Origin of the sequence: Pseudomonas triticifolii (assembly GCF_014358015.1) — a bacterium.
Classification (GTDB): Bacteria; Pseudomonadota; Gammaproteobacteria; order Pseudomonadales; family Pseudomonadaceae; genus Aquipseudomonas; species Aquipseudomonas triticifolii.
Genome location: NZ_JACONV010000004.1, coordinates 156,311 through 182,348, shown reverse-complemented (window position 1 = coordinate 182,348; position 26,038 = coordinate 156,311). Strand labels below are relative to the sequence as shown.

Genomic DNA, 26,038 nt, shown 5'->3' with positions numbered 1-26,038 from the left:
AATGCGATTGTGCCATGCCTGGCGCGTGAGGATGACAATTGCACGCGCGGCTTCTGCCGCTCCAGAGGCACCCAAGGCTCAAGGCTGGTGGGGAAGGGGCGTTCTGAACGACAATTGATGTTTTACCGACAGCCCTCAGGGAGCCCGGATGAAAGCCTCTTGGGACATTTTTTGTAATGTGGTCGATAACTATGGGGATGTGGGCGTCACGTGGCGCCTGGCGCGTCAACTCGTCGCCGAGCACGGCCTGAATATCCGTCTGTGGATCGACGATCTGTCGGCATTCGCCCGTCTGTGTCCGCAAGCGGATCCCCAGGCCGCACAGCAGTGGCAGGAAGGTGTCAGTGTGTGTCACTGGCCCGCAGACTGGGTCGACACTGACATCCCCGACGCAGTGATCGAGGCGTTCGCCTGCCGGCTTCCTGCGCGCTACACCGACGCCATGTTGCAGTGCTCACCAAGGCCGGTGTGGCTCAACCTCGACTACCTGAGCGCAGAGGACTGGGTGACCGGCTGCCATGGCCTGCCGTCCCTGCAGTCGAGTGGTTTGAAGAAATTCTTTTTCTTCCCCGGCTTTCGGGACGCTACGGGAGGATTGCTGCGTGAGCAGGGCCTGATCGAGCGACGCGAGGCTTTTCAGCACGACGCGGCGGCGCAGCAAGCTTTTCTGCAGACGCTGGGTGTCGAGCCGATAGCGGGAGCACGTCTGATTTCGCTGTTTGCCTACGAGAACCCTGCGCTTGGCAGTTGGCTCGATGCCCTTGCCCGCGACAGTCGTGCCACGCAGTTGCTGGTGCCGGATGGGCGCATCCTGGCCGACGTGCAGCGTTGGCTCGACATGGCTGAACTGACGGTGGGCAGCATTGAGCGGCGGGGCGCTTTGACGGTTCAGATACTGCCGTTCGTCAGGCAGGAGGCGTATGACCGCTTGCTGTGGAGCTGCGATTTCAATGTGGTACGAGGCGAGGACTCGTTTGTCAGGGCCCAATGGGCGGGCCGGCCGATGCTCTGGCACATCTATCAGCAGGAAGGCGATGCGCATCTGCCCAAGCTTGACGCGTTTCTGGAACTCTACCTGGCAGGCCTGTCGGCAGAGGCTGCGTCGGCCTTGAACGCGTTCTGGCAAAGCTGGAACGCCAGCCTGCCGCTGGACGCGAGCTGGCAGGCGATGATGACTCACTGGGTGGAGATCCAGAGCCATGCCGAGTACTGGTGCGAAGAACAGGCCGCTCGCAAGGATCTCGCCGCAGCGCTGGTGCAGTTTTATGGAAATTCGCTATGATACGCGGCCTTGATATAAGGCTCTGTACGAAAAGTGCCCCCCAAGGCTATTTCTCGTACAGAGCCTTTGGTTAATCTCATCCAAATTCGGATATATGCAATGAAAACTGGTAAAGAGCTGAAACCCGGTACCGTGATCCGTCTGGAAAACGACCCTTGGCTGGTTCAGAAGGCTGAATTCACCAAGTCCGGTCGTAACAGCGCAATCATGAAGACCAAGCTGAAGAACCTGCTGACCGGTTACAAGACCGAGATCGTTTACAGCGCTGACGACAAACTGGACGACGTGATCCTCGACCGTAAGGAAGCGACTCTGTCCTTCATCAGCGGCGACACTTACACGTTCATGGACACCTCCGATTACACCATGTACGAACTGAACGCCGAAGACATCGAAAGCGTTCTGCCTTTCGTTGAAGAAGGCATGACCGACGTGTGCGAAGCCGTGTTCTTCGAAGAGCGTCTGGTTTCCGTAGAGCTGCCGACCACTATCGTGCGTCAGGTTGACTACACCGAAGGTTCGGCTCGTGGCGACACTTCCGGCAAGGTCATGAAGCCTGCCAAACTGAAGAACGGCACTGAGCTGAGCGTGGCTGACTTCATCGAAATCGGCGACATGATCGAGATCGATACCCGTGAAGGCGGTTCCTACAAAGGCCGTGCCAAATAAGCATGGTTTTGTAACCCCGTTACGCAAGAAACCCGCAGCGATGCGGGTTTCTTTTTGCCTGCGATTCGGCAGATGGCGTTACTTCAAGTGTGCTTTCAGCTCTTCGGACGCTTGCAGCATGGCGGAGCGCACCGCTGGCACCTGACTGACCACGTTGAGCAAGCCGTAGTCGTGGATCATGCCGTTGTAACGCACAGCCGTGACGGGTACACCAGCTTGATCCAGCTTACGGGCATAGGCTTCACCTTCATCGCGCAACACATCAGCGCTGGCGGTCTGGACCAGCGCAGGCGGCAAGCCTTTCAACTGTTCAGTTGTGGCACGCAACGGTGAGGCGTAGATCTCGTTACGCTGCGCCGCCTCGGTGGTGTAATTGTCCCAAAACCACTTCATCATGTTGCGGGTCAGGAAGTGGCCTTCGGCGTACTGGTCGTAGGATGCAGTGTTGAAATTGGCGTCCGTCACAGGCCACAGCAGCACTTGGTAGCGCAGCGCCGGGGTGCCTTTTTCCTTGGCCATCAGCGCAACCACTGTCGCCATGTTGCCGCCGACGCTGTTGCCAGCCACGGCCAGACGCTTGCCGTCGACGTTGATTTCCTTGCCATGCTCAGCCACCCAGCGAGTGGCCGCGTAAGCCTGATTGATCGCAGTCGGGTAATGCGCTTCAGGCGAAGGCGTGTAATTGACGAACACCGCAACGGCCCCAGAGCCTGCAACCAGATCCCGAACCAGACGCTCGTGAGTCTGGAAATCTCCCAGGACCCAGCCGCCGCCGTGGAAGAACATGAAAACCGGCAACGTCCCTTTGACGCCTGCGGGACGCACGATATTCAGGCTGATGGACTGGCCGTCGACCTTGATCGTTTTCTCGCTGACATCGGCCTTGGGCAGGGTCAGTTTCACACCTGACTGAGCGCCGACCAACACCGCGCGGGCGTCCTTGGGCGACAGCTGCTCGAGGGGCTTGCCGGTGCCCGAGTTCAGTGCATCGAGAAAGGCCTGAGTGTTGTGCTCAACGCCCGAATCGCCTGCGGCAAATGCGCTGCTGACAGACAGGGCGAGCAGCGTACCGGTCACTACTTTGCTGAACGTTTTCATGTTCGATTCCTGTGGCGGGGAGGATCAGACGGTGACGTGCAGGCGCACATCGACGTTGCCACGGGTGGCGTTGGAATACGGGCAGACCTGGTGAGCGGCATCGACCAACTGTTGGGCGTCGGCGTGTTCAAGACCTGGCAGGCTGATGTGCAGGTCGATGTCCAGACCGAAACCGCCGGGGATTTGACCGATGCCGACATGTGCGGTGATCGACGCATCGGCAGGGATACTGCGCTTGCTCTGGCCGGCAACGAATTTCAGTGCGCCGATGAAGCAGGCCGAGTAACCGGCGGCAAACAGTTGCTCAGGGTTGGTGGCTTCACCACCGGCACCGCCCAGCTCTTTTGGGGTGGCGAGTTTTACATCGAGAACCTTGTCGCTGGAAACGGCACGGCCATCACGGCCACCGGTGGAAGTTGCGACTGCGGTGTAGAGAGTGTTCATGGTCTGGATCCCTATAGAGATGAATTTATACGCTAAATACTTGCGCGCTAACTAATCGCAAATCCAATGTATTCCTGGAATACTTTGCGCGCAAGTTAATTTTTGAAAAAAATGTGGAAGTGAGCAAAAAGGGCAGGGGCGAGCAGGCACAGATTGAGCGCGGAGCGTCCTGTGGAGGTGTGCCCACGCGAAGCATGGGCACGATCAGAATGAGGTACTGACACTCAGAAGCTGTAAGTCCCGGTCACCACCAGATTGCGCGGATCGCCGACGCGAATCTGTCCGGCGCTGGTCGCCGAGCTGTAGTAGGTGCGATCAGTCAGGTTGTTGAGCGCCGCGCGTACGTCCCAGTCCTTCTGGCGAAAGCCTGCCAGCGCATCCCAGCGACCATACCCGGGCAGCACCGTGGTGTTCTGGTTGTCGGCGTAGCGCTCGCCTGACAGGGTCAGTCCGGTCTCTGCGTACCACCCCATTTCCGGCTTCCAGGTCAGGAACACACTGCCGTTGCGTCGCGCCACGTTACTGACGCGATTGCCCTCAAGGCCGTTGTCGTCTTCCACGATCGTTGCGTCCTGCAGACCAATGCCGCCGCGCAGGTACCAATGGCTGGCCAACTGACCGGTGGCCGTCAGTTCGATACCGCGTGAACGCTGCAGGCCAGTCAGCAAGGTGATGGTCGGGTTGACCGGGTCGGTGGTGCGGCGGTTGTACAGCTCCAGTTCATAGACAGCGAGCGTGGTGCTCAGGCGTTCGTTCAACCAGTCGCTTTTGACCCCGATTTCCTTCTGCCGGGTCATCTCCGGGCTCAGGTCATTGGCATTGCCCGATGCGCCCGGTGTGATGCCGATCAAGCCACCACCGACCGGCGAGAACGTCTTGGTCCAGGACGCATAGAACGAGTGGTCCTGCACGGGCGTCCACACCACGCCTACGCGCGGGCTGGTGCTGTTGCTGTCGCGCTGATCCTTGATGCCGCGAAGCTGATTGGTGGTCTCCACTTCGAAGCGGTCGTAACGCAGCCCGCCCAGTACTTGCCATTGATCGTTCAGGCGCAGTTGGTCCTGCACGTAAAGCCCGCGGCTTTCGACCTCGGTGTGGTTATCACTGGAGACGATCATCCGGCCCGTGTGACTCTGGTTGCGATCCGGCTTGAACAGATCCAGCGCCGGAACGGCCTGGAATCCTGCGCCTGATGTCGCTGCGGTATACAGCGTCGGGTCGCGGCGCTGGCTGCCTGTTTCCAGGCCGGTCAAGAGCCGATGCTCCAGGCCGAACGTTTCGACCAGACCTTCCAGCTCCAGATTGTTGAAGACGTTGCGGGTCGTGAGATCCTGCTGCCAGTGCTGGCGGGTCACACGCCGTGTGGTCGGGTCGTAGCCGGTCAGGTAGGTGTTGTCGAAATCGCTGTCGAGCTTGAACACGCCCAGCGTCTGGCGCAGCTGCCAGTTGTCGTTGAGTTCATAGGTCAGTTTCGAGCGTAGCGACTGTGACCGGTCGTCGATGTAATCCCGGTCGTCGCCATAGGTGGTGCCGCGATGCACATCGGCAGGGCGTCCACCGACGCCCGGAATCCCGCGATCCGGCGTGCGGTCGTAGCGGCTGTACTCATACTGCACCAGCCAGTTCAGCGCAGGCGTCAGTTGCCAACTGATCGAAGGCGCGAACAGTTGTCGGCTGCTGGAGACATCGTCGCGAAAGCTGTTGCTGTCCTGATTGCCCATGTTCAGACGCAGGCTGACGTTTTCGCTGGGGTCGGTGCTCAGGTCGGCATACAGGCTGCGCAGGTCCTCGCTGCCGCCCTGGGCTTCAAGCGTGGAGCGCCTGCCTGCCTGAGGCAACTTGCTGACCCGATTGACGATGCCGCCTTGGCTACCACGGCCATAGAGCACGGCTGCCGGACCTTTCAACACCTCAATCCGCTCAATGTTATGCAGGTCGCGTACGTACTGGCTGTCGTCGCGAATGCCATCCAGATAGAAATCATTGCTGGCGTCGAAACCCCGGATTCTCAGACCGTCGAAGCGCGTGTCCGCCGCACTGCTGACATTGGGGAGGCCGCTGAGCGCTGTACCCAGATCGTTGGTGCCGTAATCCAGAACGCTTGAGGTCTTCACGGTGTCGATGGCCTGCGGCACATAGCGCGCGGGGGTTGAAGTGCGCGTCGCCGTGCTGACCTCCTTGACCTTGGGGTCATCGATCAGGGTATCGGCGTCGATCGAGAGTTCAGGCAGTGTGGTGGAGGCGGCGCAGGCGTAGCCCGCTGCAAGCATTACGGAAAAACCGAGTGAGACAGGTTTGAGGCGAATAGGGGCAGGCATGAAGACGCGCATCCAAAGGGCTGTGATTTTTAGGATGCGAATGGTAATGCTTGCTATTTGCTTGTACTAAGTATTCCTGTTTCCAATATGCCACTAATTGTTTCTTAATATTTCATTATTGTTACAGTTCAATCGCGTGCCCGTCACAAGCTGTCATGCAAATGTTCACGCAGATCCAGCAGTTTGCCTTGCAGCTCGCGAAGCTGATCCATGTTCAAGCCACTGGCGGACAGAATGCAGCCCGGCACCGTCGTGGCTTTTTGCTGCAAGGCGCGGCCCTGTTCAGTGAGATGCAGCAGTACGACGCGTTCGTCTTCCTTGCTGCGTGTGCGGCTGATGAAACCTTCGCCCTCCAGACGCTTGAGCAGCGGCGTCAACGAACCCGGATCAGTCAACAGACGTGTACTCACATCTCCGACGGTCAGCCCGTCCTGTTCCCACAACACCATCATCGCCAGGTATTGCGGATAGGTCAGCCCCAGCGCCTGAAGCAAGGGTTTGTACACCTTGGTCATCATCAGCGAGGTGGAATACAGGGCAAAACACAATTGATTGTCGAGCAGCAGCGAGTCGCAATCGGCGGAGGTGTTGGGGGGCAGGTTGTCGTCGGCGTCCATGGGCATTCCTCATGCGCGGTGAAGGAGGGGCTTAATTTAGTGTTGCGATCTTTAATGCGCCAGACAATTTCATTGGTGCATTGTCTGGCCGGTCGCCGGTTCAGAACGGTGGTGCACAAAAAAAGCCGCTTTGTCGACGTTGATCGTTTGCCTCACGCGCAAGACTGCGTAGCATTTGGCCATTGATTGGTTGGGGATGTGGCGTGATCGAAGTTGTGATGTTCGTACTGTTGGGGGCGGCAATGGGCACGCTGGGCGGGCTCTTTGGAATCGGCGGTGGTCTGGTGGCGATTCCCGCGCTCGGTGTGCTGTTCGGGTTGGACCAGCAATTGGCACAGGGCACGGCATTGTTGATGGTGTTGCCCAACGTGCTGCTGGCGTTGTGGCGTTACAACCAGCGCAACCGGATTCTGCTGCGCAACGCGCTGATGCTCATTGTGCCCAGTTTCCTGTTCGCCTGGCTGACGTCATTGCTCGCGGTTCGCCTCGATCCTCAGGGCATGCGGTTGGCATTCGTCGGTTTTCTGGTCGTGCTGACCGTGTTCAATCTGGCGCAGATGTTCTGGCGCAAGGGGCAGGCCAGTTCGCAACTGCGCCATGAAAAATGGCTGTGGCTGCTGGGCGTGGGTTCCGGCGTAACAGGCGGTCTGTTCGGTGTAGGCGGCGGGGTGATCGCTACGCCGATCCTGACCAGTGTATTTGGTGCCACCCAAGTGGTGGCGCAGGGCCTGGCGTTGTCGTTGGCGGCGCCCAGTACCGGTATCACGTTGGTGACCTACGCACTGCATGACCATGTGAACTGGTCCATGGGCATACCGCTGGCTGTTGGCGGGCTGGCCAGTATCAGTTGGGGCGTGAAGCTCGCACATTCGTTGCCTGAACGCACGTTGCGCTCGATGTTTTGTGTGTTTCTGGTGCTCTGCGCGGTGATCCTGGCGCTTAAAGTCTGAAACCCTCGGCAATGTAATCGGCCATGCATTCGGTGATGGGTGAGGGGTTGTCGGGGTTTCGCAGCAACACCACGCTGGCGGTGGGCAGTTGCGGCAGGTTTTCCGCTTCGCCGAGGATGCGCAGATCCTGCGTGACCAGACTCTGCAACTGCGCGGTCACGGCCAGGCCTGCGCCGACCACCGCCATGATTGCCGCCATGCTGGCGCTGCTGTAGGCGATCCGGTACTCACGTTCGAGCGTGTCGAGGGCATTGCAGGCCCATTCCCGACAAAAACAGCGAGTGTTGAACATCGCCAACGGCATGGGCGTCTGCTCATGGGGCGCATGACCGTTGGCCTCGACCCAGACCAGTTGCTCTCGCCTCAGCAACTGGCCGATCTCATTGCCGGGCTTGCGGGTGACGATGGTCAGGTCCAGGTCATTGCGCTGCAAAAGCACATCCGACGGTTCGCAATGCACTTCGACCTGAACCAGTGGATAGGCTTGCGAGAACTGCGACAGGATGCCAGGCAGAAAGCGCATTACGTAATCGTCCGGCGAGCCGATCTTCACCACGCCCACCATGTGGGGTTCGCGCAACGTGTTGAACACCTCGCTGTGCAGCTTGAGGATGCGCCGTGCGTAGCCCAGCAGTACCTGTCCTTCTGCTGTGAGGCTCAAGGTACGGCCGTCCTTGCGAAACAGCGAGCGCTGGACGATATCTTCTTCCAGTCGCTTCATCTGCATGCTGACCGCAGATTGGGTGCGGTTGACCACTTCACCCGCACGCGTGAAACCACCGTGATCGGCGATGGCGACAAAGGTGCGCAGCAGTTCGGTGTCTATGCTGGGGTAGGTGGCCAATGCATCAATCTCCCAGATGGCTCGCATAAGAAACATTCGTTGGATTGATCTTAAACCCGGCGCGAGACTTTAGTCATCCCCACATGAAGGGCAAGATGATGAAAGGTCAAAAAGGGTATGTACTGATCGCCAGATCATCCTTGCGGTTGCCGCTTGGCAAAGCGCTGCGGTGGCTCAAAGCGCACGTGGCACGCTGGCACGAGTTGCACCGTCAACGTCGCCTGCTCGCACAGATGAGCGATGGGGCACTGAAGGATCTGGGCCTGAGCCGCGCCGATGTTCTGCAGGAGACCGAGCGTCCGTTCTGGGACGACCCCATGAGGCGCTGACAGAGCGCTCTATAATCGGCTAGCGTAACGGGCTCGAAACGGGAGCGTTAAAGCCCATGGAGTTATCCCTCAAACAAGCACGTCGTCTGGCACTGGCCGCTCAGGGATTCTCTGGGCGCCAGCCGCCAGCTACTGTCAAGGCCAGCCATGTCACGCAGATGATCAGCCGACTGGGCGTATTGCAGATCGACTCGGTCAATGCACTGGTGCGCTCGCACTACCTGCCGCTGTTCTCGCGGTTGGGTCATTATTCGCCAACGCTGCTGGATCAGGCTGCGTGGAGTCAGGGTCGACACCGGCGCCTGTTTGAATACTGGGGGCACGAAGCTTCCTTGCTGCCCATCGAACTGTACCCATTGATGCGCTGGCGCATGCGCCGCGCCGCGCAGGGTGAGGGCATCTATCAAGGGTTGGCCAGGTTTGGTCGTGAGCAGCAACCCGTTATCGCAAGCGTATTGCAAGCTGTTCGCGAGCGGGGCGCGCTGGGCGCGGGCAGTCTGAGCACCCGTCAGGCAAAAGCCGGACCCTGGTGGGACTGGAGTGCGGAGAAACAGGCGCTGGAATGGCTGTTTGCAGCGGGCGAAGTGACGGTGGCGGGGCGTCGTGGCTTCGAGCGTCTGTATGACCTGCCCGAGCGCGTGCTGCCGACGACCCTCCTTGGTCAGCCCGAAGTCAGTGAGGCAGATGCCCAGCGCGGTCTGCTGCTGCATGCCGCCGGTGCGTTGGGTGTCGGCACGGAGAAGGACCTGCGCGATTATTTCCGTCAGGACCCGCAGCCCAGCCGCATCCTGCTGGCAGAACTGGTCGAGGCCGGGGAGCTTGAGGAGGTTCAGGTTCAAGGCTGGAAGCAAAAAGCCTTCTGCCTGCCGGGCTGCAAGGTGCCCCGCAAGGTCTCTGCGAGCGCGCTATTGTCGCCGTTCGACTCGCTCATCTGGGAGCGCGCGCGAACCGAGCGGCTGTTCGACTTTCGCTACCGGCTGGAGATTTACACGCCGCAGGACAAGCGCGTCTATGGCTATTACGTGCTGCCGTTTTTGCACAACGAGCGCATCGCCGCACGGGTCGATTTGCGTGCCGAGCGTGCAGCCGGACGCCTGGCGGTGCATGCCGTGCATGAAGAACAGACGGGACTGGACGATGAGGGTATGCAAGCCCTGGCAGGCACTCTGCGCCAACTGGCCGTTTGGCTCGGGTTGGCGCAGATTCAGGTCAATTGCCAGCGTGACAGCGGGGCGCGGCTTGGCAATGCGCTACAGCGCTGAAACGAGTGGCTTAGCGGCGCACCTGTTTCAGCGTTTCAGCAATCAGAAACGCCAGTTCCAGCGATTGATCGGCATTCATCCTCGGGTCGCAATGGGTGTGGTAGCGATCCGATAGGCCATCTTCAGTGATGGGGCGCGCGCCGCCGATGCATTCGGTGACGTTCTGCCCGGTCATCTCGATATGGATGCCTCCCGCGTAGGTGCCTTCGGCCTGGTGCACCTGAAAGAACTGTTTGACCTCGCCCAGGATCTGCGCGAAGTCGCGGGTCTTGTACCCGCTGCTGGCCTTGATGGTGTTGCCATGCATGGGGTCCGAGCTCCACAGCACTTTGCGACCTTCACGCTCGACCGCGCGAATCAGCTGTGGCAGGTGATCGCCGACCTTGTTGGCGCCCATGCGCGCAATCAGGTTCAGACGGCCTGGATCGTTGTCCGGGTTGAGGATGTCGATCAAGCGGATCAGGTCATCGGTGTTCATGCTCGGCCCGACCTTGACGCCGATCGGGTTGTTCACACCGCGCAAAAACTCGACATGTGCGCCGTCCAGTTGCCGGGTACGGTCGCCGATCCACAGCATGTGCGCGGAGCAGTCGTAGTAATCGTTGGTCAGGCTGTCGCGCCGCACGAAGGCCTCTTCGTAGTTGAGCAACAGGGCTTCATGGGCGGTAAAAAAGCTGGTTTCGCGCAATTGTGGCGAGGTGTCCATGCCGCAGGCGCGCATGAAGGCAAGCGTCTCGTCGATACGATCGGCGAGCTGACTGTACTTTTCGCCCAGTGCCGAATTGGCGATGAAGTCCAGGTTCCACTGATGCACCTGATGCAGGTCGGCAAAGCCGCCCTGCGCAAAGGCGCGCAGCAGATTGAGCGTGGCGGTGGACTGGTTGTAGGCCTGTATCAGCCGATCAGGGTCGGGAACGCGACTCTTTTCATCGAAGCCGATGCCGTTGACGATGTCGCCACGGTAAGCCGGGAAGGTCACGCCCTCGATGGTTTCATCGTTGGCTGAGCGCGGTTTGGCGAACTGGCCGGCCATGCGTCCCACCTTGACCACCGGGCAGCCGGCCGCAAAGGTCATCACCACGGCCATCTGCAGCAGCACTTTAAAGGTGTCGCGAATCTTGGCGGCGGAAAACTCCATGAAGCTTTCGGCGCAGTCGCCGCCCTGCAGCAGGAACGCGCGACCCTGGGTCACTTCGGCAAACTGACGACGCAACTCTCGTGCCTCGCCGGCGAACACCAGCGGCGGGTAGCTGGCCAGGCTCTGTTCGACTTTGAGAAGATGCGCGGCGTCAGGGTACTGAGGTTGCTGCTGAATCGGCAGTGCCCGCCAGCTGTCGGGGCTCCAGGGTTGGCTCATGGTTGGCTCTAGGGTTGTGCAATCGGATCGGCATGTTAGCAGCTCATCAGCCTGCTGCCAGCGTGGCGCTGATAACCGGGGCGCGTTGTGGTCCGGGAAAATGTGACAAAGCGCGTGGCTTGGCCGACAATCCGCGTTTTGCGGGCCAATCGGGAACGGTAATGACGGAAGAGCGTGAGCGCGTAGAACGGATTCTGGCCGAAGTCCACGATGATTTCGGCATGATCCGCGTGCTGGAAGTCGACGACTATCGCTTCCTCGAATTTGGCGATGCCATTGAGCAGAGTTGCACCTTCACGGCCGATCCCAGCTGGCTGGAGTACGACTACACCCGCGCGATGTTGATCGGTGCGCTGTGCCATGAGGCGCCCGAGAGCGCGCTGTTTCTGGGGCTGGGTGCCGGAACGCTGACCCAGGCGTGCATGAAGTTTCTGCCGCTTGAAGACGTCGAGGTGATCGAGCTGCGCCCGGACGTCCCGCGCCTGGCGATGGAGTACATGGGGCTGGACGACGATCCGCGTCTATATATACGTATCGGCGACGCGCTGGATCTGCTCGATACCACGGAGCCTGCGGACCTGATTTTCGTCGACCTCTATACGGATGTCGGCCCCGGGGTCGGGCACCTGGCCTGGAATTTCCTGCACGGCTGTCAGCAACGCCTGAACCCCGGCGGCTGGCTGATCATCAATCAGTGGGCCGCCGACGACGGTAAACCGTTGGGCGCGGCCCTGTTGCGCGGTCTTTATCATCGCCATTACTGGGAGCTGCCGGTCAAAGAGGGCAATGTCATTCTCATTGTGCCGTCGGACCTGGATCAGGTGCTGGACCTCGAAGCCCTCGACGTGCGGGCCGAAGCACTGGCCTCTCGCCTGGGTTACTCGCTGGCGTCATTGATCAAGGCGGTCAGGCCGGCGACGTGAGCAGGACGGTTGTGCGTACGAGAAGTGGCTGCGCATCGGTAAAGCCTAAACGTGCGTGGGACAATTCGCCGCACGTCGAAAGTCTTGGCCCTGATCATCTGTACGATCCGGTGAAACGTTTAAGCCGGCATGCCTGAAAACGTGGGCCCATGCCGCGCGGGAAAACGGTTCATGACCCACAGCGCCTGTTTTTTCTCGCTCTGCCGGCAACGTTTCGCAAAAAAAAGACTCACTTTGATGCGCAATTCCGGTATAGTGCGCGCCGGCCTTAACGAGGCCCTCGTCGTGATATAGCAGTTCTCCGAAGCCAGCTTCGGTCGCGCGTTCGCACTGCGAACTATCATTGACGATCCATTCATCAAACGTTTTCGCAAATCCCCGCCGACAAAGCAGCCAGGGTGACCTCAGGGTCGTACACGGCACGCGCAGCTTTGAAGCATGGGTCTTTGCGGATGCACTAGAGGCAGACCCATGACCCAGGAAATCGGCGGCTTCGCCGCTCTCGAACTTCATCCCAATATCGTTGCAGCTGTCGTCGCCACTGGCTACGAAGAGCCTTCGGCCATTCAGCAGCAATCGATCCCGATCATTCTCGCCGGTCACGACATGATTGGTCAGGCACAAACCGGTACGGGTAAAACCGCCGCGTTCGCACTGCCTATCCTGCATCGCATCGACCCGAGCAAGCGCGAGCCGCAAGCACTGATCCTGGCCCCGACCCGCGAGTTGGCACTTCAAGTTGCCACCGCGTTCGAGACCTACGCAAAACAAATGCCGGGCGTGACCGTTGTAGCGGTCTACGGCGGCGCGCCTATGGGCCCTCAGCTCAAGGCCATCCGCAACGGCGCACAAATCGTCGTCGCCACCCCGGGCCGTCTGTGCGATCACCTTCGCCGTGACGAAAAAGTCCTGGCGACCGTGAACCACCTGGTTCTCGACGAAGCGGACGAAATGCTGAAGCTGGGCTTCATGGACGACCTGGAAGTGATCTTCAAGGCTATGCCTGAGACCCGCCAGACCGTTCTGTTCTCGGCCACACTGCCACAGTCGATCCGTGCCATCGCCGAACGCCACCTGCGCGATCCGAAGCACGTCAAGATCCAGACCAAGACCCAGACCGTTACCGCGATCGAGCAGGCTCACCTGCTTGTTCACGCTGACCAGAAGACCTCGGCTGTTCTGAGCCTGCTGGAAGTCGAAGACTTCGACGCCCTGATCATGTTCGTCCGCACCAAGCAGGCGACCCTTGACCTGGCAAGTGCACTGGAAGCCAAAGGCTACAAGGCTGCTGCACTGAACGGCGACATCGCCCAGAACCAGCGTGAGCGCGTCATCGAATCCCTCAAGGATGGCCGTCTGGACATCGTGGTAGCGACCGACGTTGCTGCTCGTGGTCTTGACGTTCCGCGTATCACTCACGTGTTCAACGTGGACATGCCTTACGATCCAGAGTCCTACGTTCACCGTATCGGCCGTACCGGCCGTGCAGGTCGCGAAGGCCGTGCGCTGTTGCTGGTTACGCCGCGTGAGCGTCGCATGCTGCAGGTTATCGAGCGTGTGACTGGTCAGAAGGTTGCGGAAGTCCGCCTGCCGGATGCCCAGGCTGTGCTGGATGCCCGTATCAAGAAACTGACCAACAGCCTGTCGCCACTGGTTGCCGACGCTGAGTCGACCCATGGTGATCTGCTGGATCGTCTGACCGCCGACATCGGTTGCACGCCGCGTGCACTGGCTGCCGCTCTGCTGCGCAAGGCGACCAATGGTCAGGCCCTGACTCTGGCTGCCATCGAGCGTGAGCGCCCACTGGTTCCGAACAATGCCCCGCGTGGCGATCGTCCGGAGCGCAGCGGTGACCGTCCAGAGCGTGAGCGTCGTGCGCCGGTTCCATTGGCTGAAGGCCGTGCTCGTTGCCGTACCGCGCTGGGTGCTCGTGATGGTATCGCTGCCAAGAACCTGCTGGGTGCCATCCTCAACGAAGGTGGCCTGGCCCGCGAAGCCATCGGCCGTATTCAGGTCCGTGACAGCTTCAGCCTGGTCGAACTGCCGGAAGATGGTCTTGAGCGTCTGCTGACCAAGCTCAAGGACACCCGCGTTGCCGGTAAGCAGCTGAAGCTGCGTCGCTATCGCGAGGATTGATCCGCGCCTGAGCTGATCGTCCAATAAAAAATCCCCGACTGGTTCGGGGATTTTTTTTGCTTCGGATTTCTCAGGCGTCAGCCGAATCGGTAGATGTCCATGCCCAGCGCGCCCATGGTGAAGCCCTGGTGCGCAATGCTGAACTTCCCGCCTGCACCTCTGGCGAAGTACAGCGGCAACAGGTGCTCGTCGCTCGGATGGGCACGCACTGCGTGAGGGGCAAGGCTGCGATAGCGGTGCAGGGCTTCCTCGTCATCGCTGGCGAGCCTCTCGATCATCCAGTCGCGAAAGGCCTTGGCCCAGGGTTCGATGCTTTCAGGGCCTGCGTGCCAGTTCAGTTCGCCCAGGTTGTGCGTGATGCTGCCGGAACCGATGATCAGCACGCCTTGATCGCGCAGGCTGGCAAGCGCCTTGCCGACGCGCGTCTGCAATTCGGGGCCTTGCCTGCTGGGCAGGGAAACCTGTACCACGGGAATATCGGCTTGTGGGTACATCAACGACAGCGGCACCCAGACGCCATGGTCGAACGGTCGCCTGCTGTCGATGCGTGCGGGCAGGTCATGGACGGCCAGCAGGTCGACCACTTCCCGCGTCAGTTCAGGCAGACCGTGTGCGGGATACTGTATGGCGAACAGCTCTGCAGGAAAACCACCGAAGTCATGCCAGGTTTCCGGTTGGGGATTGCCGTTCACGAGCAGTTCGTGGCTTTCCCAATGAGCCGATACCATTACGATAGCGCGCGGTCGGGGTATTGAGGTGGCGAGACGCTCCAGCGCAGGACCGCTCTCGCCGGGCTCCAGGGCCAGCATCGGTGAGCCGTGGGAGATAAACAGGCTGGGGAACATTTGAGCTCCATGTGCAAAAAATAATAATGGCCTCATCTTCAGTCATTGCAATGATCTAAATCTAATATAAGTTTTGATGCAGTTTGATCGGATTTTCAGGAGGGTTCATGGACGCGGAGTTTTGGCAGCAGCGCTGGTCGACGGGGCAGATCGGGTTTCATCAGGCTGAGGTGAATGAGGACCTGCGCACATTCTGGCCCGAACTGGCGCTGGAGCAGGGCGCACGCGTGCTGGTGCCGCTCTGTGGCAAGAGTCAGGACATGAGCTGGCTGATTGAGCAGGGTTTTTACGTGGTCGGCGTTGAGCTGTCGCAGACGGCAGTCGAAGGCTATTTTGTCGGACGCCAGCCGCCGCAGGTGAGGCAGTGTGGTGGTTTCAGCGTCTACTGCGCTCCGGGTATCGAGATATGGTGTGGTGATTTCTTTGCGCTGACATCGGAGGCGATTGGCCGGTGTGCGGCTTTTTATGATCGGGCTGCGATGATCGCGCTGCCTTCTGACATGCGTGAGCGTTATGTCCGACAGCTTGAGCAACTGATGCCTTCAGTGTGCCGCGGATTATTGATCACGCTGGACTATGATCAGTCTGAACTCGAAGGCCCACCATTCTCCGTTCCTGAGACGTGGCTGCAAGCGATTGTGTCTGCTGGCTGGAAGATGAGGAAGGTCGCTGTGCACGATGCGCTGCACAGCAGTCCCAGGGCGCTCAAGGCCGGGGTGAGGCGACTGGATGAGTGTGTTTACTGGCTGGAGCGAAAAGCTTTGGCTGACAGATGATCATGCGAGCATTTGCGTGAACCCACCTGTGTTTCTGATACGACACAATCTCGCAGCAGACACCTTGCTGTGGAAGGCGCTCACTGTGAGCAGCGTTGTGTCGGTTGCCGGAATAGAAAAAGGGCGACTCACGTCGCCCTTTTTTGTCGCTGCCAGATCAATCAACCGCGGCGGCGCAGGGCCTCGATGCGGGTTTCCAGCGGCGGGTGGCTCATGAACAGGCCGGCGATGCCGTGCTTGAGGCTGGCGTTGATACCGAACGCCGTCAGGCTGTCAGGCATTTTCACCGGCACGCCCTGCTCGGAGCGCAGGCGCTGCAAGGCACTGATCATGGCCTGCGTGCCCGCCAGACGAGCACCGGCATCGTCGGCGCGGAACTCACGTTTGCGCGAGAACCACATCACGATGGCGCTGGCCAGGAAGCCCAGTACCAGCTCGGCGAAGATCGTCGTGATGTAGTAGGCGATACCCTGACCGTTTTCGGTCTTGAAGATCACCTTGTCGACGAAGTTACCGATGATACGGGCGAAGAACATCACGAAGGTGTTCACCACGCCTTGTACCAGCGCCAGCGTCACCATGTCGCCGTTGGACACGTGACCGATCTCGTGGGCCAGGACCGCCTTGACCTCATCGGGCGAGAAGCGCTCCAGCAAGCCCTGGCTGACGGCAACGAGCGCGTCGTTCTTGTTCCAGCCCGTGGCGAACGCGTTGGCTTCATAGGCCGGGAAGATACCGACTTCCGGCATCTTGATGCCTGCGTCGCGTGACAGTTGTTCCACGGTCTGCAGCAACCATTGCTCATGGCGGGTGCGCGGCTGGGTGATGATCTGAGTGCCGGTGCTCATTTTCGCCATCCATTTGGAGATGAACAGCGAAAACAGCGAGCCGGCGAAACCGAACACGGCGCAGAAGACCAGCAGCTGATTGAGGTTCAGATCAACCCCGTTGGCCGCCATGAACCCATTGAAGCCAAAAAGGCTCAGGGTGATGCTGGCAATCAGCACGACCGCAAGGTTAGTGGCCAAAAACAGCAAAATGCGCATCATGGTCGAAACGTTCTCCTCAGGACAAAATGTAACTTGATGCCGGGTATATAAGGTGATGCCCGTCGCTATTCAACCGAGGGACTATTTCAAACTGTGTCCTCTTGTCAGATTCGATGGTAATCCCGAGAACCTGAACGGCGGCTGAGCCATGGCGCTGGACCTCATACGTCGCAATATCCGGATTGAAGGCCGCTGAGTGAAGGGCAGAAATAAAATGCCCCGAACGGGTCGGGGCAGGGGGCAGCGCATCACATTGACTGATGGCTCATTGGCGATAACTCTTCATGAAGTTGCCGATGCGGCCAATGGCCTGCTCCAGTTCATCGACGCGCGGCAGGGTGACCACGCGGAAGTGGTCAGGCCAGGGCCAGTTGAACGCCGTGCCTTGTACCACCAGCAGTTTTTCCGACAGCAGCAGGTCCAGCACGAACTTTTCGTCGTTGTGGATCGGGCAGATTTTCGGATCAATACGCGGGAAGGCGTACAGCGCCCCCATGGGTTTGACGCAGCTCACGCCTGGAATGTCGTTGAGCAGCTCCCAAGTACGGTTGCGCTGCTCCAGCAGGCGGCCTGGCGGCAGGATCAGGTCATTGATGCTCTGGTAGCCGCCCAGCGCGGTCTGGATGGCGTGCTGGCTAGGTACGTTGGCGCACAGGCGCATGTTCGCCAGAATGTCGATACCTTCGATATAGCTCTGCGCATTGTGTTTTGGCCCCGAGATGGCGATCCAGCCGGAGCGGAAGCCTGCGACACGGTACGATTTGGACAGACCGTTGAAGGTCAGGCACAGCAGGTCCGGCGCCAGTGAGGCGGTACAGATGTGCACGGCATCGTCGTAGAGAATCTTGTCGTAGATCTCGTCGGAGAACACCACCAGGTTGTGCTGTCGAGCGAGTTCCAGCATGCCCAGCAGCACTTCCTTCGAGTACACCGCGCCCGTCGGGTTGTTCGGATTGATGATCACCATGGCCTTGGTGTTCGGGGTGATCTTGGCCTTGATGTCGGCCAGGTCCGGCCACCAGTTGGCCTGTTCGTCGCACAGGTAATGCACCGGATTACCGCCGGACAACGCCACTGCGGCGGTCCAGAGGGGGTAGTCCGGCGCAGGCACCAGCACTTCGTCGCCATTGTTGAGCAGCGCCTGCATCGACATCACGATCAGCTCGGACACGCCGTTGCCCAGGTAGATGTCTTCGATGCCGACACCTTCGACCTGCTTCTGCTGGTAGTACTGCATCACGGCCTTGCGGGCGCTGAACAGGCCTTTGGAGTCGCTGTAGCCCTGGGCGGTCGGCAGGTTGCGGATGACGTCCTGCAGAATTTCATCCGGCGCCTCGAAACCAAACGGTGCCGGGTTGCCGATATTCAGCTTGAGGATACGATGACCTTCCTCTTCCAGGCGTTTGGCGTGCTTGAGCACTGGCCCGCGAATGTCATAGCAGACGTTAGCGAGCTTGTTCGATTTGCTGAACTGCATGGTGATGATCCCGAAAATGGACGAGCTTTTGCTGACTTGCAATTGAAGGTCGCTGCACGAGGCACGATGAAATGAATTTGTGCGCGACAAACGCGGGTGCCAGACTGACGTCTGACCTGGCGCAATCATACGTGCCACCTGATCTGCGGAAAAGACACAGATCAGGCTTTTTCCGAATGGGAGGTGTACCTGTGGACAAGTTGGAGAAAACGCTCGAAGAGTGGCGCGAGATGCTTGACCCTGAGCAGTACAACGTCTGTCGCCTGAAAGCCACCGAACGTCCTTTCAGTGGCAAGTACAACGATACCAAGACCGCTGGCGTCTATCATTGCGTGTGCTGTGGCGAAGCACTGTTTGATTCCGAGACCAAATTCGACTCCGGCTGCGGCTGGCCCAGCTTCTACGCACCTCTCGAAGGTAGCGCGGTGGTGGAAGTGCGCGATATCAGCCATGGCATGATCCGCACCGAAGTGGTTTGCGCCAAATGCGACGCGCATCTGGGTCATGTATTCCCGGACGGTCCACCGCCGACCGGTCTGCGTTATTGCATCAACTCGGTGTGTCTGGACCTGGTGCCGCGCCAATAGCGACCGTTTGCTGAGCGGCCACTGCGCTTATCACGCTTTATCAGCGCGGGTAATTGAAGTGCATGCCGCTCGATTGCGCGCTAACGTCACGGGTCATTGCGCGACCCCTATTAGCCTGAGGCACTGACTGTCATGAGCGAAAACCTGCTGAGCATCCCGTGCACCACCCTTAAAGGTGAGCAGAAAACCCTCGCTGACTACGCTGGCAAGGCTGTTCTGGTGGTCAATACCGCCAGCAAATGCGGTTTCACGCCGCAGTACAAGGGGCTGGAAAAGCTCTGGCAGGACTACAAGGACCGCGGGCTGGTGGTGCTCGGCTTTCCCTGCAACCAGTTCGGCAAGCAGGAGCCTGGGGATGAGGGTGCGATTTCCGGGTTCTGCGAACTCAATTACGGCGTCAGTTTTCCGCTGTTCAAGAAGATCGACGTCAATGGCGATCAGGCTCACCCGTTGTTCGTGCAGCTCAAGAAACAGGCGCCGGGCTTATTGGGGTCGGAGCGGATCAAGTGGAATTTCACCAAATTCCTGATCGGCAGGGACGGCAAGCTGGTCAAGCGCTTCGCGCCGCTCACCAAGCCTGAAGAGCTGACCGGTGAGATCGAAGCATTGCTGCGCTAAACCTTCTGATCGGCTTGTTCGCCGATCGGAATCCACTGGTCCAGAATGCTGATCAACTCGGCCCGTCTGAAGGGCTTGGCCAGATAATCGCTCATTCCCGCTGCCTTGCAGCGCTCGCGCTCGTCTGGCATGGCGTTGGCGGTCAGCGCCACGATGGGCAGGTTGGGCCAGCGACCGCTGCTGCGAATTTGTCGGCTGGCCTCGTAGCCATTCATGACGGGCATGTTGCAATCCATCAGCACCAGATCAAAGTTGCTGTGCTCCAATTGTTCAAGCGCCTCTGCGCCATGGCTGCTGACCACTACGTCGCAGCCCAGTCTGGCAAGAATACCCTTGGCGACCAGTTGGTTGACCGGGTTGTCTTCCACCAGCAGGATGCGTGCCGGGCGTTGGGTGGTCAGCTCCTGCGTCGGCGTATCGCTGTTGCTGATTTGTTCCGGGTTCAGGACCCGGCTCAGCGTGTGATAGAGCGCGTTGCGAGCCAGCGGCCTTGCCTGTTGCTGCAAGGGTGCCAAGGCAACGACTTGCTCGCCTGGCATGAAGTTTCCGTAGGCGGTGACGAGCAGAATGGGCGCCGTGGTGACCGGGCGAATCGCAAACAGGCATTCGGGGCAGTCGGTGATCACCAGATCCGGGCGTGTATCGAGCTTGAGCGCGCGTGTGCGCTCGTCAACACTGCGACGCTCAAGGTCTACACCCCAGGCCGGTAACAGGTTTTCAAGCAATTCCACCAGGCCGCTGTCTGCGGAACTGAAAACCGTCACCCGCCCCCCGATGGGCTCAGGGGTTATTGCATCCAGGTGCACCGGCAGCGGCAGCTCGGCACAAAACAGGCTGCCGACGCCGGATTGCGATTCGATGCTCAGCGTGCCGCTCATGGCTTCACACAGGCTGTGGGTCAGCGCCAGCCCCAGCCCTGTGCCCCCGAACTGTCGGGTGATGGCGGCTTCTGCCTGAGCGAACGGCTGCAGGATTTTTGCCTGGGCCTCCCGGGCGATGCCGATGCCGGTGTCGCGTACCTGTATGCTGACCCGGCTTTGCTGCGTCTTGGCGTCCAGCCAGTGGTTCAGGCGCACATCCACACGTCCGACTCGCGTGAACTTGAGTGCATTGGAGAGCAGGTTGCTGACAATCTGCCTCACGCGGGTAGGATCGCCAATGACCATTGCCGGAAAGTCCTTGGCAATCAGGCAGGTCAGTTCAACGTTGGGGGCCGCGTTCTGTGACAGCAGGTTCGCCGTGTCTTCCACCAGCAGTCCGAGGTCGAACGGAATGAGTTCGATCTCCAGGTGCCCCGCGTTGAATTTAGACATGTCGAGAATATCGTTGAGCAGCTCGACCAGCACCTTGCCCGAGTCGTGAGCAATCATCAGTTGCTGGCGTTGCTCTGCGTTCAGCGGACTGTCCAGTGAAAGCGCCAGCATGCCTAGCAGGCCGTTGAGCGGCGTGCGTATTTCATGGCTCATGTTGGCTAGAAAGGCCGAGCGCGCGTGAGCCATTTCAAGCGCCGTGCTGCGCGCTACCTGCAACTCCTCGTTGGACTGGCGCAGCCGGATATTGCTGGTGCGCAGCTCGTTGGTGCGCGCCGCAACGATGTCTTCCAGTTCGTTGAGGTGATCAGTCAGGCGATTTTCCGCCTCGCGGCGTCTGGCGAGTTCGTTGCTCGTGGTTTCGATCTGGCGGTTGAATGTCTCGACCAGCACCCCGATTTCATCGTGTTCATGGTCGGGCGGGCAAACGATGCGCGAACGCACCGGGCTGCGCGGGTCGTGAACGCTCAGGCTGCGGATCACGCCCACCAGGGGTTTGGTCAGCGTTGCGTAAAACAGAATGGTCAAAATGGCGGCCAGCGCCAGACTGCGAACAAAACCGTTGAGCAGCGTGATCTCGGCACGTTGCAGAAAATGGCTGCCGAAGGTGAAGGTGTCGACGGTCAGATACAGCGTGCCGATGGTCTCGTCGGGCAGGTGATCCAGGCGCAGGGCTTCCTGAAACTGGCGGCTTTCTCCAAACAGCCAGTCACTCAGCACCCGATAGCGTCCACGGGCCAAAGGTCGCTCGACACTGGACAGCACCATGTTGTTGTTATCGGTCAGCCGCGCGCTGACCACGGCAGGCGAACGCAGCAAACCCAGCGTAAGTTCCTGAGCCAGCTCGGAGTCGATGTTATAGGCGATGCGCGAGGAGGGATTCTGGATGATTTCCAGCAGCGAGTTGATTTCCCGATCGATAGAGGCGTCTTCGCTGGCATAATCGATCGCAATCTGAAACAGGCTGAGCAGGGTTCCCAATGCAAAGCCTATCAATACGGCCAGGCGTGCCTGCTTGAATGAAAGCCTGTTGGGGAGCGATATATCCATGATTACTTACTGCCACTTCTGGTGCCCGGTGCCGGGCAAGCATAGCTGATCGGGCCTGCTGGATAATCAGTTAAATATGAGGAGAAACCGTGGATTCTCGGTTGAATGCTTTTCTTGAGCGTGCTGACGCCGTGCTGGCGCGGCTTGAGCCACTGTTGCCTGCGCTTCGCGAGCCTGTGGACTGGACGCAGGCGCTGGCCGCCCGCTGGGTGCGCGAAGGGCGCAGTGGTTATCTCATGCCGCTGGAGGTCAGCCTGGACATGCGCCTGTCCGACCTGATTGGCGTGGATCTGCAGCGTGAACAGCTAGGCCGTAATACCCGTCAGTTCATCGACGGGCTGCCCGCCAACCATGCTTTGCTCTGGGGGTCGCGTGGCACCGGCAAGTCTTCTCTGATTCGTGCGCTGCTGGCCGAATATGCGCAGGCGGGTCTGCGCCTGATTGAAATTGAACGTGACCACCTCGGCGACCTGCCGCGTCTTGTGGAGCAATTACAGAAATCGCCGCAGCGCTTCGTGCTGTTCTGCGATGACCTGTCGTTCGAGTCGGGCGAAGGTGATTACCGGGTGCTCAAGAGCGTGCTCGATGGCTCGCTTGAACAGGCACCGGACAACGTATTGCTGTATGCCACGTCCAATCGCCGCCACCTGGTGCCCGAAAAGGAGAGCGACAATGCCAACTGGCAGCAGGTCGACGGCGAGCTGCACCCGAGCGAGGCGGTGGAAGACAAGATTGCCTTGTCCGACCGTTTCGGCCTGTGGTTGTCGTTCTATCCCTTCACGCAGGACCATTACCTGAACGTGGTCGAGCACTGGATCACTCAACTGGCGCTGAAATCCGGCCTGAGCTGGCAGCGCGATGAGCAACTGGACAAGGCCGCGATCCGCTGGGCGACGGGACGCGGTAATCGAAATGGTCGCTGTGCCTATCAGTTCGCACGTTATTGGGTAGGCCTTCAATTGCTGGAGCAACACACATGATCAATCTGCAAGACACAGGCGCTGGCCTGGACGGTTACAACCTGCTGGCCGCGCAACTGCAAGCGCTGCTGGCCGATGAGCGTGACTTCATCGCCAATGCCGCACAGTTTTCGGCGTTTCTGTACACCCAGATCGATGACCTGAACTGGGCCGGTTTTTACCTTAATCGAAACGAGGAGCTGGTCCTGGGGCCGTTCCAGGGACAGGTCGCCTGTGTGCGAATCCCGTTCGGGCGAGGCGTGTGCGGAGCGGCTGCGCAGAGCAGGCAGACCCAGCGCGTCGAGGATGTACACAGTTTTGCCGGGCACATCGCGTGCGACAGTGCGTCGAACAGCGAACTGGTCGTTCCATTGGTCAAGGAGGGGAAACTGATTGGCGTGCTGGACCTGGACAGCCCGAGTATCGGGCGTTTCAGCGAGGTGGATCAGGCGGGTATCGAGCGTCTTGCCGCTATCTTTCTGGCTGAAACCGACTGCTGAGTCGGTCGCAGACAACCTGTCACGGCCGGCCGGACGCCAATTCGTCGTCCGGTGTGGGCTGCGTGGCAGCGTTGTATCAAGGGGAGGGGGTATCGTTTCACTGTGGGATACGGAATTATCCGTGAACGCTTCAATCCCACAGTGGAGCTATCAATGAGTGAACACACTCATCAATCGTAGATGACTTTCTTCTTCCATTCCGATTCGGTTTCGTCAGCCTTCAGGCCTTCAGTCAGTGCGTTGTCGTCATCGGCGGTCGGGGCGGTATTGGTCAGCACCATCGAGTTGGCGCGGGCCAGTTGTTTTTCCATGGCCAGCAATTGCTGCTGGTAGGTCACTGGATCCGGCTGGTTGCGCAGGTACTGAACGCCGCGTTCGAACGCCAGACGCGCCTGGCCGGGCTGATCCTGGGAAAGCGCCATTTGCCCCAGGTTGTTGAAGAACTCGATATGCAGGCTGACCAGGATGGTGCGGATTTCACGGATCCAGTGTTTGGCTTCGCTGGTCTGCAGGAAACCGTCGTGTGCGGCGCGAGTGACCTGACCATGCAGGGCTTCAAGCAGGAACCGCACATCCTTGGCCTTGGCTTCGGTCTGAATCGGTGCGACCGGGTTGGTCACCTCGATACGGTCACCTTTGGCGACCTGCGTTTCCAGTTCGGCCACGCGGCTCTTGAGCTGGGCGTTTCCTTTTTCCAGGTTAAGCATGCGCTGTACAACGTTCAGCTCCAGGCGCGTCAACAGCAGCTTGAGTGCAGGCGACATTAACTGGCCTGGAAACACCTCGGTGATCTCGCTGCATCGACGCAGACGGTCGCTGAGTTCGACTTTGGCACGTGCCTTGTCCAGTTTGCTGTTTTCAGCGACATGGTTCAGGTAGCCGATCGCGATGAGCACCGCAATGCCGGCTAAAACCATCAACGTGATCATGAGTGGGGTCACTGCGCAAACCTCATTTCTTCAAGTAGTTTTGTTGCGAGTGTAGTGGCTAAGCACTACTGCGCATAGATGTGCCTGTCGGAGTTTGCAACATTGCCTCTATTATAGGCAGCTAATCGCAAACCGCCGGTCGGCACCTTGAACGGGGTCGAAGTCGTTGATTTAAATAAATTTTCAGATGGGGGTTGACGACCTGTCAAACCATCCATAGAATGCGCGCCACTTACAGCGTAAAGCACACAGCGAAGCGCAATAAGTAGTGAATGTTGTACGTGTGTCCCCTTCGTCTAGTGGCCTAGGACACCGCCCTTTCACGGCGGTAACAGGGGTTCGAGTCCCCTAGGGGACGCCATTGCGGGAATAGCTCAGTTGGTAGAGCACGACCTTGCCAAGGTCGGGGTCGCGAGTTCGAGTCTCGTTTCCCGCTCCATTTTTAAGCAGCCTTGCTTCACGGCAGGGCTGAGTGAAACCAGTACCCATCTTCGGATGAGGTCTGGAACTGGAACATACACCATGATGTTTCAGGCAGTGTCCCCTTCGTCTAGTGGCCTAGGACACCGCCCTTTCACGGCGGTAACAGGGGTTCGAGTCCCCTAGGGGACGCCATTTGCGGGAATAGCTCAGTTGGTAGAGCACGACCTTGCCAAGGTCGGGGTCGCGAGTTCGAGTCTCGTTTCCCGCTCCAAATTCACAAAAACGCCGCTCAACAGAGCGGCGTTTTTGTATGCGCGTTTTTTACAGACAAGTCTGCGGCATCGCATGATCGCCTAACGGTGTGCCAACAAAAACGCCGCCCCAGCGGGCGGCGTTCCTGATAGTGCATACCCATCAAGGCATTTGTGGAAGATCATTGGGCCGCAGGTCGAATACCAGCACCTCGGCGTCCACACCCTCGCTCAATGTAATCAACTGCTCATTGCGCAAGCGTACGCCGTCCCCTTCACCCAGTGGCTGGCCATTGAGTACGACACTGCCACGTGCAACATGCACGTAAGCGTAGCGATCGGCGGCTAGTTCAAGTGTCGCAGTCTCGCTGCCATCGAACAGACCGGCATACACGCGAGCGTCCTGGCGAACCTTGAGTGCACCGTTCGCGCCTTCGGGCGAAATGATCAATTGCAGACGGCCACGTTTCTGCTCGGCGCTGAAGTGCTCCTGCTGATAATTCGGGGTCGCACCGCTCACATTCGGCACGATCCAGATCTGCAGGAAATGCACGCCTTCCGTTTGCGAGTGGTTGAACTCGCTGTGCGCCACGCCGCTGCCAGCGCTCATTAATTGCACGTCGCCAGGGCGAATCACAGAACCGGTGCCCAGGGTGTCTTTGTGCTCCAGCGCGCCGTCGAGCACGTAGGAGAAAATCTCCATGTCGCGGTGCGGGTGTTGCCCGAAGCCTTTGCCTGCAATTACGCGGTCGTCGTTGATCACCAGCAGGTCGGAGAAGCCCTGTTCGTTCGGGTTGCGATAACTGGCGAACGAGAACGTATGAAAGGACTTGAGCCAGCCATGATCGGCTGCACCGCGGTCGGAAGCATTGCGAAGAGTCAGCATGAGAGTTTCTCCATCCAGATGTCGACGCTGCAGATTCAGGTATCGACTGAGTGAGATGAAGGTTACTGGTTATCCAATGGCGCAATAAGTAGCTGAAGTATGAATGACTGTCTCGCTGTGGTTGACAGTACTGTCTCGCTGCAGGCAGG

Annotated in this window: 24 protein-coding genes and 4 tRNA genes; 16 read left to right on the top strand and 12 right to left on the bottom strand. The window is 59.3% G+C overall.

Translation table 11 applies throughout. The features are described 5' to 3' along the window. Positions 1–148 precede the first annotated feature (148 nt). Complete coding sequence (earP, locus tag H8S56_RS09740) at positions 149–1,282, top strand: elongation factor P maturation arginine rhamnosyltransferase EarP (RefSeq protein ID WP_187518510.1); 1,134 nt, start codon at positions 149–151, stop codon at positions 1,280–1,282. Positions 1,283–1,381: 99 nt separating this feature from the next. After that, a complete protein-coding gene (locus H8S56_RS09735) occupies positions 1,382–1,951 on the top strand; it encodes an elongation factor P (protein WP_005616505.1) in 570 nt (189 codons plus the stop codon). Between the two features lie 78 nt (positions 1,952–2,029). On the opposite strand, the gene H8S56_RS09730 is transcribed toward H8S56_RS09735, so the two are convergent. The 4 genes from H8S56_RS09730 to H8S56_RS09715 form a co-directional block, all read right to left on the bottom strand. Further along, positions 2,030–3,049 carry an alpha/beta hydrolase gene (locus H8S56_RS09730; protein ID WP_187518509.1) on the bottom strand — a complete coding sequence of 340 codons (1,020 nt, stop codon included), beginning with the start codon at positions 3,047–3,049 and terminating at the stop codon, positions 2,030–2,032. 24 nt (positions 3,050–3,073) lie between these two features. Continuing rightward, positions 3,074–3,502 carry an organic hydroperoxide resistance protein gene (locus H8S56_RS09725; protein ID WP_187518560.1) on the bottom strand — a complete coding sequence of 143 codons (429 nt, stop codon included), beginning with the start codon at positions 3,500–3,502 and terminating at the stop codon, positions 3,074–3,076. Positions 3,503–3,717: 215 nt separating this feature from the next. Continuing rightward, complete coding sequence (locus H8S56_RS09720; RefSeq protein WP_187518508.1) at positions 3,718–5,811, bottom strand: TonB-dependent receptor; 2,094 nt, start codon at positions 5,809–5,811, stop codon at positions 3,718–3,720. A 143-nt stretch (positions 5,812–5,954) separates the two neighbouring features. Further along, positions 5,955–6,428: a MarR family winged helix-turn-helix transcriptional regulator gene (locus H8S56_RS09715; protein ID WP_024689017.1), complete on the bottom strand. Its 474-nt coding sequence runs from the start codon at positions 6,426–6,428 to the stop codon at positions 5,955–5,957. Between the two features lie 203 nt (positions 6,429–6,631). Here H8S56_RS09715 and H8S56_RS09710 point away from each other — a divergent pair, with 203 nt between their 5' ends. Then, positions 6,632–7,378: a sulfite exporter TauE/SafE family protein gene (locus H8S56_RS09710; RefSeq protein ID WP_187518507.1), complete on the top strand. Its 747-nt coding sequence runs from the start codon at positions 6,632–6,634 to the stop codon at positions 7,376–7,378. Here the strand turns inward: H8S56_RS09710 and H8S56_RS09705 are convergent. Further along, on the bottom strand, positions 7,368–8,222 hold the full coding sequence (locus H8S56_RS09705) for a LysR substrate-binding domain-containing protein (RefSeq protein ID WP_024689019.1): 855 nt from the start codon (positions 8,220–8,222) through the stop codon (positions 7,368–7,370). The two genes, H8S56_RS09710 and H8S56_RS09705, sit on opposite strands and share 11 nt — an antisense overlap. 95 nt (positions 8,223–8,317) lie before the next feature. On the opposite strand from H8S56_RS09705, the gene H8S56_RS09700 reads away from it, so the two are divergent. Then, complete coding sequence (locus tag H8S56_RS09700) at positions 8,318–8,551, top strand: DUF1127 domain-containing protein (protein ID WP_024689020.1); 234 nt, start codon at positions 8,318–8,320, stop codon at positions 8,549–8,551. A 56-nt stretch (positions 8,552–8,607) separates the two neighbouring features. After that, positions 8,608–9,813: a winged helix-turn-helix domain-containing protein gene (locus H8S56_RS09695; RefSeq protein ID WP_187518506.1), complete on the top strand. Its 1,206-nt coding sequence runs from the start codon at positions 8,608–8,610 to the stop codon at positions 9,811–9,813. A 10-nt stretch (positions 9,814–9,823) separates the two neighbouring features. Here the strand turns inward: H8S56_RS09695 and H8S56_RS09690 are convergent, their stop codons facing one another. Beyond that, on the bottom strand, positions 9,824–11,170 hold the full coding sequence (locus H8S56_RS09690) for a class II 3-deoxy-7-phosphoheptulonate synthase (RefSeq protein WP_024689022.1): 1,347 nt from the start codon (positions 11,168–11,170) through the stop codon (positions 9,824–9,826). A gap of 161 nt (positions 11,171–11,331) precedes the next feature. Between H8S56_RS09690 and H8S56_RS09685 the strand changes: the two genes are divergently transcribed. Together H8S56_RS09685 and H8S56_RS09680 are read left to right on the top strand one after the other, a co-directional pair. Beyond that, entirely contained in the window at positions 11,332–12,093 is a 762-nt protein-coding gene (locus tag H8S56_RS09685) for a spermidine synthase (RefSeq protein WP_024689023.1), read from the top strand. A 438-nt stretch (positions 12,094–12,531) separates the two neighbouring features. Beyond that, positions 12,532–14,229: a DEAD/DEAH box helicase gene (locus tag H8S56_RS09680; RefSeq protein WP_187518505.1), complete on the top strand. Its 1,698-nt coding sequence runs from the start codon at positions 12,532–12,534 to the stop codon at positions 14,227–14,229. A gap of 77 nt (positions 14,230–14,306) precedes the next feature. Here H8S56_RS09680 and H8S56_RS09675 read toward each other — a convergent pair whose 3' ends face one another. Then, complete coding sequence (locus H8S56_RS09675) at positions 14,307–15,074, bottom strand: DODA-type extradiol aromatic ring-opening family dioxygenase (protein ID WP_187518504.1); 768 nt, start codon at positions 15,072–15,074, stop codon at positions 14,307–14,309. A gap of 107 nt (positions 15,075–15,181) precedes the next feature. Here H8S56_RS09675 and H8S56_RS09670 point away from each other — a divergent pair, with 107 nt between their 5' ends. Beyond that, a complete protein-coding gene (locus H8S56_RS09670) occupies positions 15,182–15,850 on the top strand; it encodes a thiopurine S-methyltransferase (RefSeq protein WP_187518503.1) in 669 nt (222 codons plus the stop codon). Between the two features lie 161 nt (positions 15,851–16,011). Here H8S56_RS09670 and htpX read toward each other — a convergent pair whose 3' ends face one another. Beyond that, positions 16,012–16,899 carry a protease HtpX gene (htpX, locus tag H8S56_RS09665; RefSeq protein ID WP_024689028.1) on the bottom strand — a complete coding sequence of 296 codons (888 nt, stop codon included), beginning with the start codon at positions 16,897–16,899 and terminating at the stop codon, positions 16,012–16,014. 265 nt (positions 16,900–17,164) lie between these two features. Further along, positions 17,165–18,376: a pyridoxal phosphate-dependent aminotransferase gene (locus H8S56_RS09660; RefSeq protein ID WP_024689029.1), complete on the bottom strand. Its 1,212-nt coding sequence runs from the start codon at positions 18,374–18,376 to the stop codon at positions 17,165–17,167. A 191-nt stretch (positions 18,377–18,567) separates the two neighbouring features. On the opposite strand from H8S56_RS09660, the gene msrB reads away from it, so the two are divergent. Beyond that, positions 18,568–18,963: a peptide-methionine (R)-S-oxide reductase MsrB gene (gene msrB / locus H8S56_RS09655; RefSeq protein WP_024689030.1), complete on the top strand. Its 396-nt coding sequence runs from the start codon at positions 18,568–18,570 to the stop codon at positions 18,961–18,963. A gap of 132 nt (positions 18,964–19,095) precedes the next feature. Continuing rightward, positions 19,096–19,581 carry a glutathione peroxidase gene (locus H8S56_RS09650; RefSeq protein ID WP_024689031.1) on the top strand — a complete coding sequence of 162 codons (486 nt, stop codon included), beginning with the start codon at positions 19,096–19,098 and terminating at the stop codon, positions 19,579–19,581. Here the strand turns inward: H8S56_RS09650 and H8S56_RS09645 are convergent. Further along, on the bottom strand, positions 19,578–21,941 hold the full coding sequence (locus H8S56_RS09645) for a hybrid sensor histidine kinase/response regulator (RefSeq protein WP_187518502.1): 2,364 nt from the start codon (positions 21,939–21,941) through the stop codon (positions 19,578–19,580). The two genes, H8S56_RS09650 and H8S56_RS09645, sit on opposite strands and share 4 nt — an antisense overlap. Before the next feature lie 89 nt (positions 21,942–22,030). Between H8S56_RS09645 and H8S56_RS09640 the strand changes: the two genes are divergently transcribed. Then, positions 22,031–22,921, top strand: a complete 891-nt coding sequence (locus tag H8S56_RS09640; protein WP_024689033.1) for an ATP-binding protein — start codon at positions 22,031–22,033, stop codon at positions 22,919–22,921. After that, positions 22,918–23,400 carry a GAF domain-containing protein gene (locus H8S56_RS09635; protein WP_024689034.1) on the top strand — a complete coding sequence of 161 codons (483 nt, stop codon included), beginning with the start codon at positions 22,918–22,920 and terminating at the stop codon, positions 23,398–23,400. The genes H8S56_RS09640 and H8S56_RS09635 overlap by 4 nt, the downstream gene beginning before the upstream one ends. Positions 23,401–23,570: 170 nt before the next feature. Here H8S56_RS09635 and H8S56_RS09630 read toward each other — a convergent pair whose 3' ends face one another. Continuing rightward, entirely contained in the window at positions 23,571–24,329 is a 759-nt protein-coding gene (locus H8S56_RS09630) for a hypothetical protein (protein ID WP_080266153.1), read from the bottom strand. Positions 24,330–24,614: 285 nt separating this feature from the next. On the opposite strand from H8S56_RS09630, the gene H8S56_RS09625 reads away from it, so the two are divergent. The 4 genes from H8S56_RS09625 to H8S56_RS09610 all read left to right on the top strand — a co-directional run bounded on the left by H8S56_RS09625 (position 24,615) and on the right by H8S56_RS09610 (position 25,023). Continuing rightward, positions 24,615–24,690 (top strand) — tRNA-Glu (locus H8S56_RS09625). A 2-nt stretch (positions 24,691–24,692) separates the two neighbouring features. After that, a tRNA-Gly gene (locus tag H8S56_RS09620) sits at positions 24,693–24,768 on the top strand. 100 nt (positions 24,769–24,868) lie between these two features. Then, a tRNA-Glu gene (locus H8S56_RS09615) sits at positions 24,869–24,944 on the top strand. A gap of 3 nt (positions 24,945–24,947) precedes the next feature. Beyond that, positions 24,948–25,023: transfer RNA gene (locus H8S56_RS09610), tRNA-Gly, on the top strand. A gap of 143 nt (positions 25,024–25,166) precedes the next feature. Here the strand turns inward: H8S56_RS09610 and H8S56_RS09605 are convergent. Further along, positions 25,167–25,889, bottom strand: coding sequence for a pirin family protein (locus H8S56_RS09605; RefSeq protein WP_024689036.1), 723 nt, complete (start codon positions 25,887–25,889; stop codon positions 25,167–25,169). Between the last annotated feature and the right edge of the window lie 149 nt (positions 25,890–26,038).

Coding starts and splice junctions, on each gene's coding strand:
- H8S56_RS09685 (WP_024689023.1), top strand. CDS start 11,332: ATGACGGAAGAGCGTGAGCGCGTAGAACGGATTCTGGCCGAAGTCCAC.
- htpX (WP_024689028.1), bottom strand. CDS start 16,899: ATGATGCGCATTTTGCTGTTTTTGGCCACTAACCTTGCGGTCGTGCTG.
- earP (WP_187518510.1), top strand. CDS start 149: ATGAAAGCCTCTTGGGACATTTTTTGTAATGTGGTCGATAACTATGGG.
- H8S56_RS09650 (WP_024689031.1), top strand. CDS start 19,096: ATGAGCGAAAACCTGCTGAGCATCCCGTGCACCACCCTTAAAGGTGAG.
- H8S56_RS09630 (WP_080266153.1), bottom strand. CDS start 24,329: ATGATCACGTTGATGGTTTTAGCCGGCATTGCGGTGCTCATCGCGATC.
- H8S56_RS09635 (WP_024689034.1), top strand. CDS start 22,918: ATGATCAATCTGCAAGACACAGGCGCTGGCCTGGACGGTTACAACCTG.
- H8S56_RS09735 (WP_005616505.1), top strand. CDS start 1,382: ATGAAAACTGGTAAAGAGCTGAAACCCGGTACCGTGATCCGTCTGGAA.
- H8S56_RS09675 (WP_187518504.1), bottom strand. CDS start 15,074: ATGTTCCCCAGCCTGTTTATCTCCCACGGCTCACCGATGCTGGCCCTG.
- H8S56_RS09660 (WP_024689029.1), bottom strand. CDS start 18,376: ATGCAGTTCAGCAAATCGAACAAGCTCGCTAACGTCTGCTATGACATT.
- H8S56_RS09605 (WP_024689036.1), bottom strand. CDS start 25,889: ATGCTGACTCTTCGCAATGCTTCCGACCGCGGTGCAGCCGATCATGGC.
- H8S56_RS09720 (WP_187518508.1), bottom strand. CDS start 5,811: ATGCCTGCCCCTATTCGCCTCAAACCTGTCTCACTCGGTTTTTCCGTA.
- H8S56_RS09695 (WP_187518506.1), top strand. CDS start 8,608: ATGGAGTTATCCCTCAAACAAGCACGTCGTCTGGCACTGGCCGCTCAG.
- H8S56_RS09730 (WP_187518509.1), bottom strand. CDS start 3,049: ATGAAAACGTTCAGCAAAGTAGTGACCGGTACGCTGCTCGCCCTGTCT.
- H8S56_RS09715 (WP_024689017.1), bottom strand. CDS start 6,428: ATGGACGCCGACGACAACCTGCCCCCCAACACCTCCGCCGATTGCGAC.
- H8S56_RS09680 (WP_187518505.1), top strand. CDS start 12,532: ATGGGTCTTTGCGGATGCACTAGAGGCAGACCCATGACCCAGGAAATC.
- H8S56_RS09700 (WP_024689020.1), top strand. CDS start 8,318: ATGATGAAAGGTCAAAAAGGGTATGTACTGATCGCCAGATCATCCTTG.
- H8S56_RS09645 (WP_187518502.1), bottom strand. CDS start 21,941: ATGGATATATCGCTCCCCAACAGGCTTTCATTCAAGCAGGCACGCCTG.
- H8S56_RS09690 (WP_024689022.1), bottom strand. CDS start 11,170: ATGAGCCAACCCTGGAGCCCCGACAGCTGGCGGGCACTGCCGATTCAG.
- H8S56_RS09670 (WP_187518503.1), top strand. CDS start 15,182: ATGGACGCGGAGTTTTGGCAGCAGCGCTGGTCGACGGGGCAGATCGGG.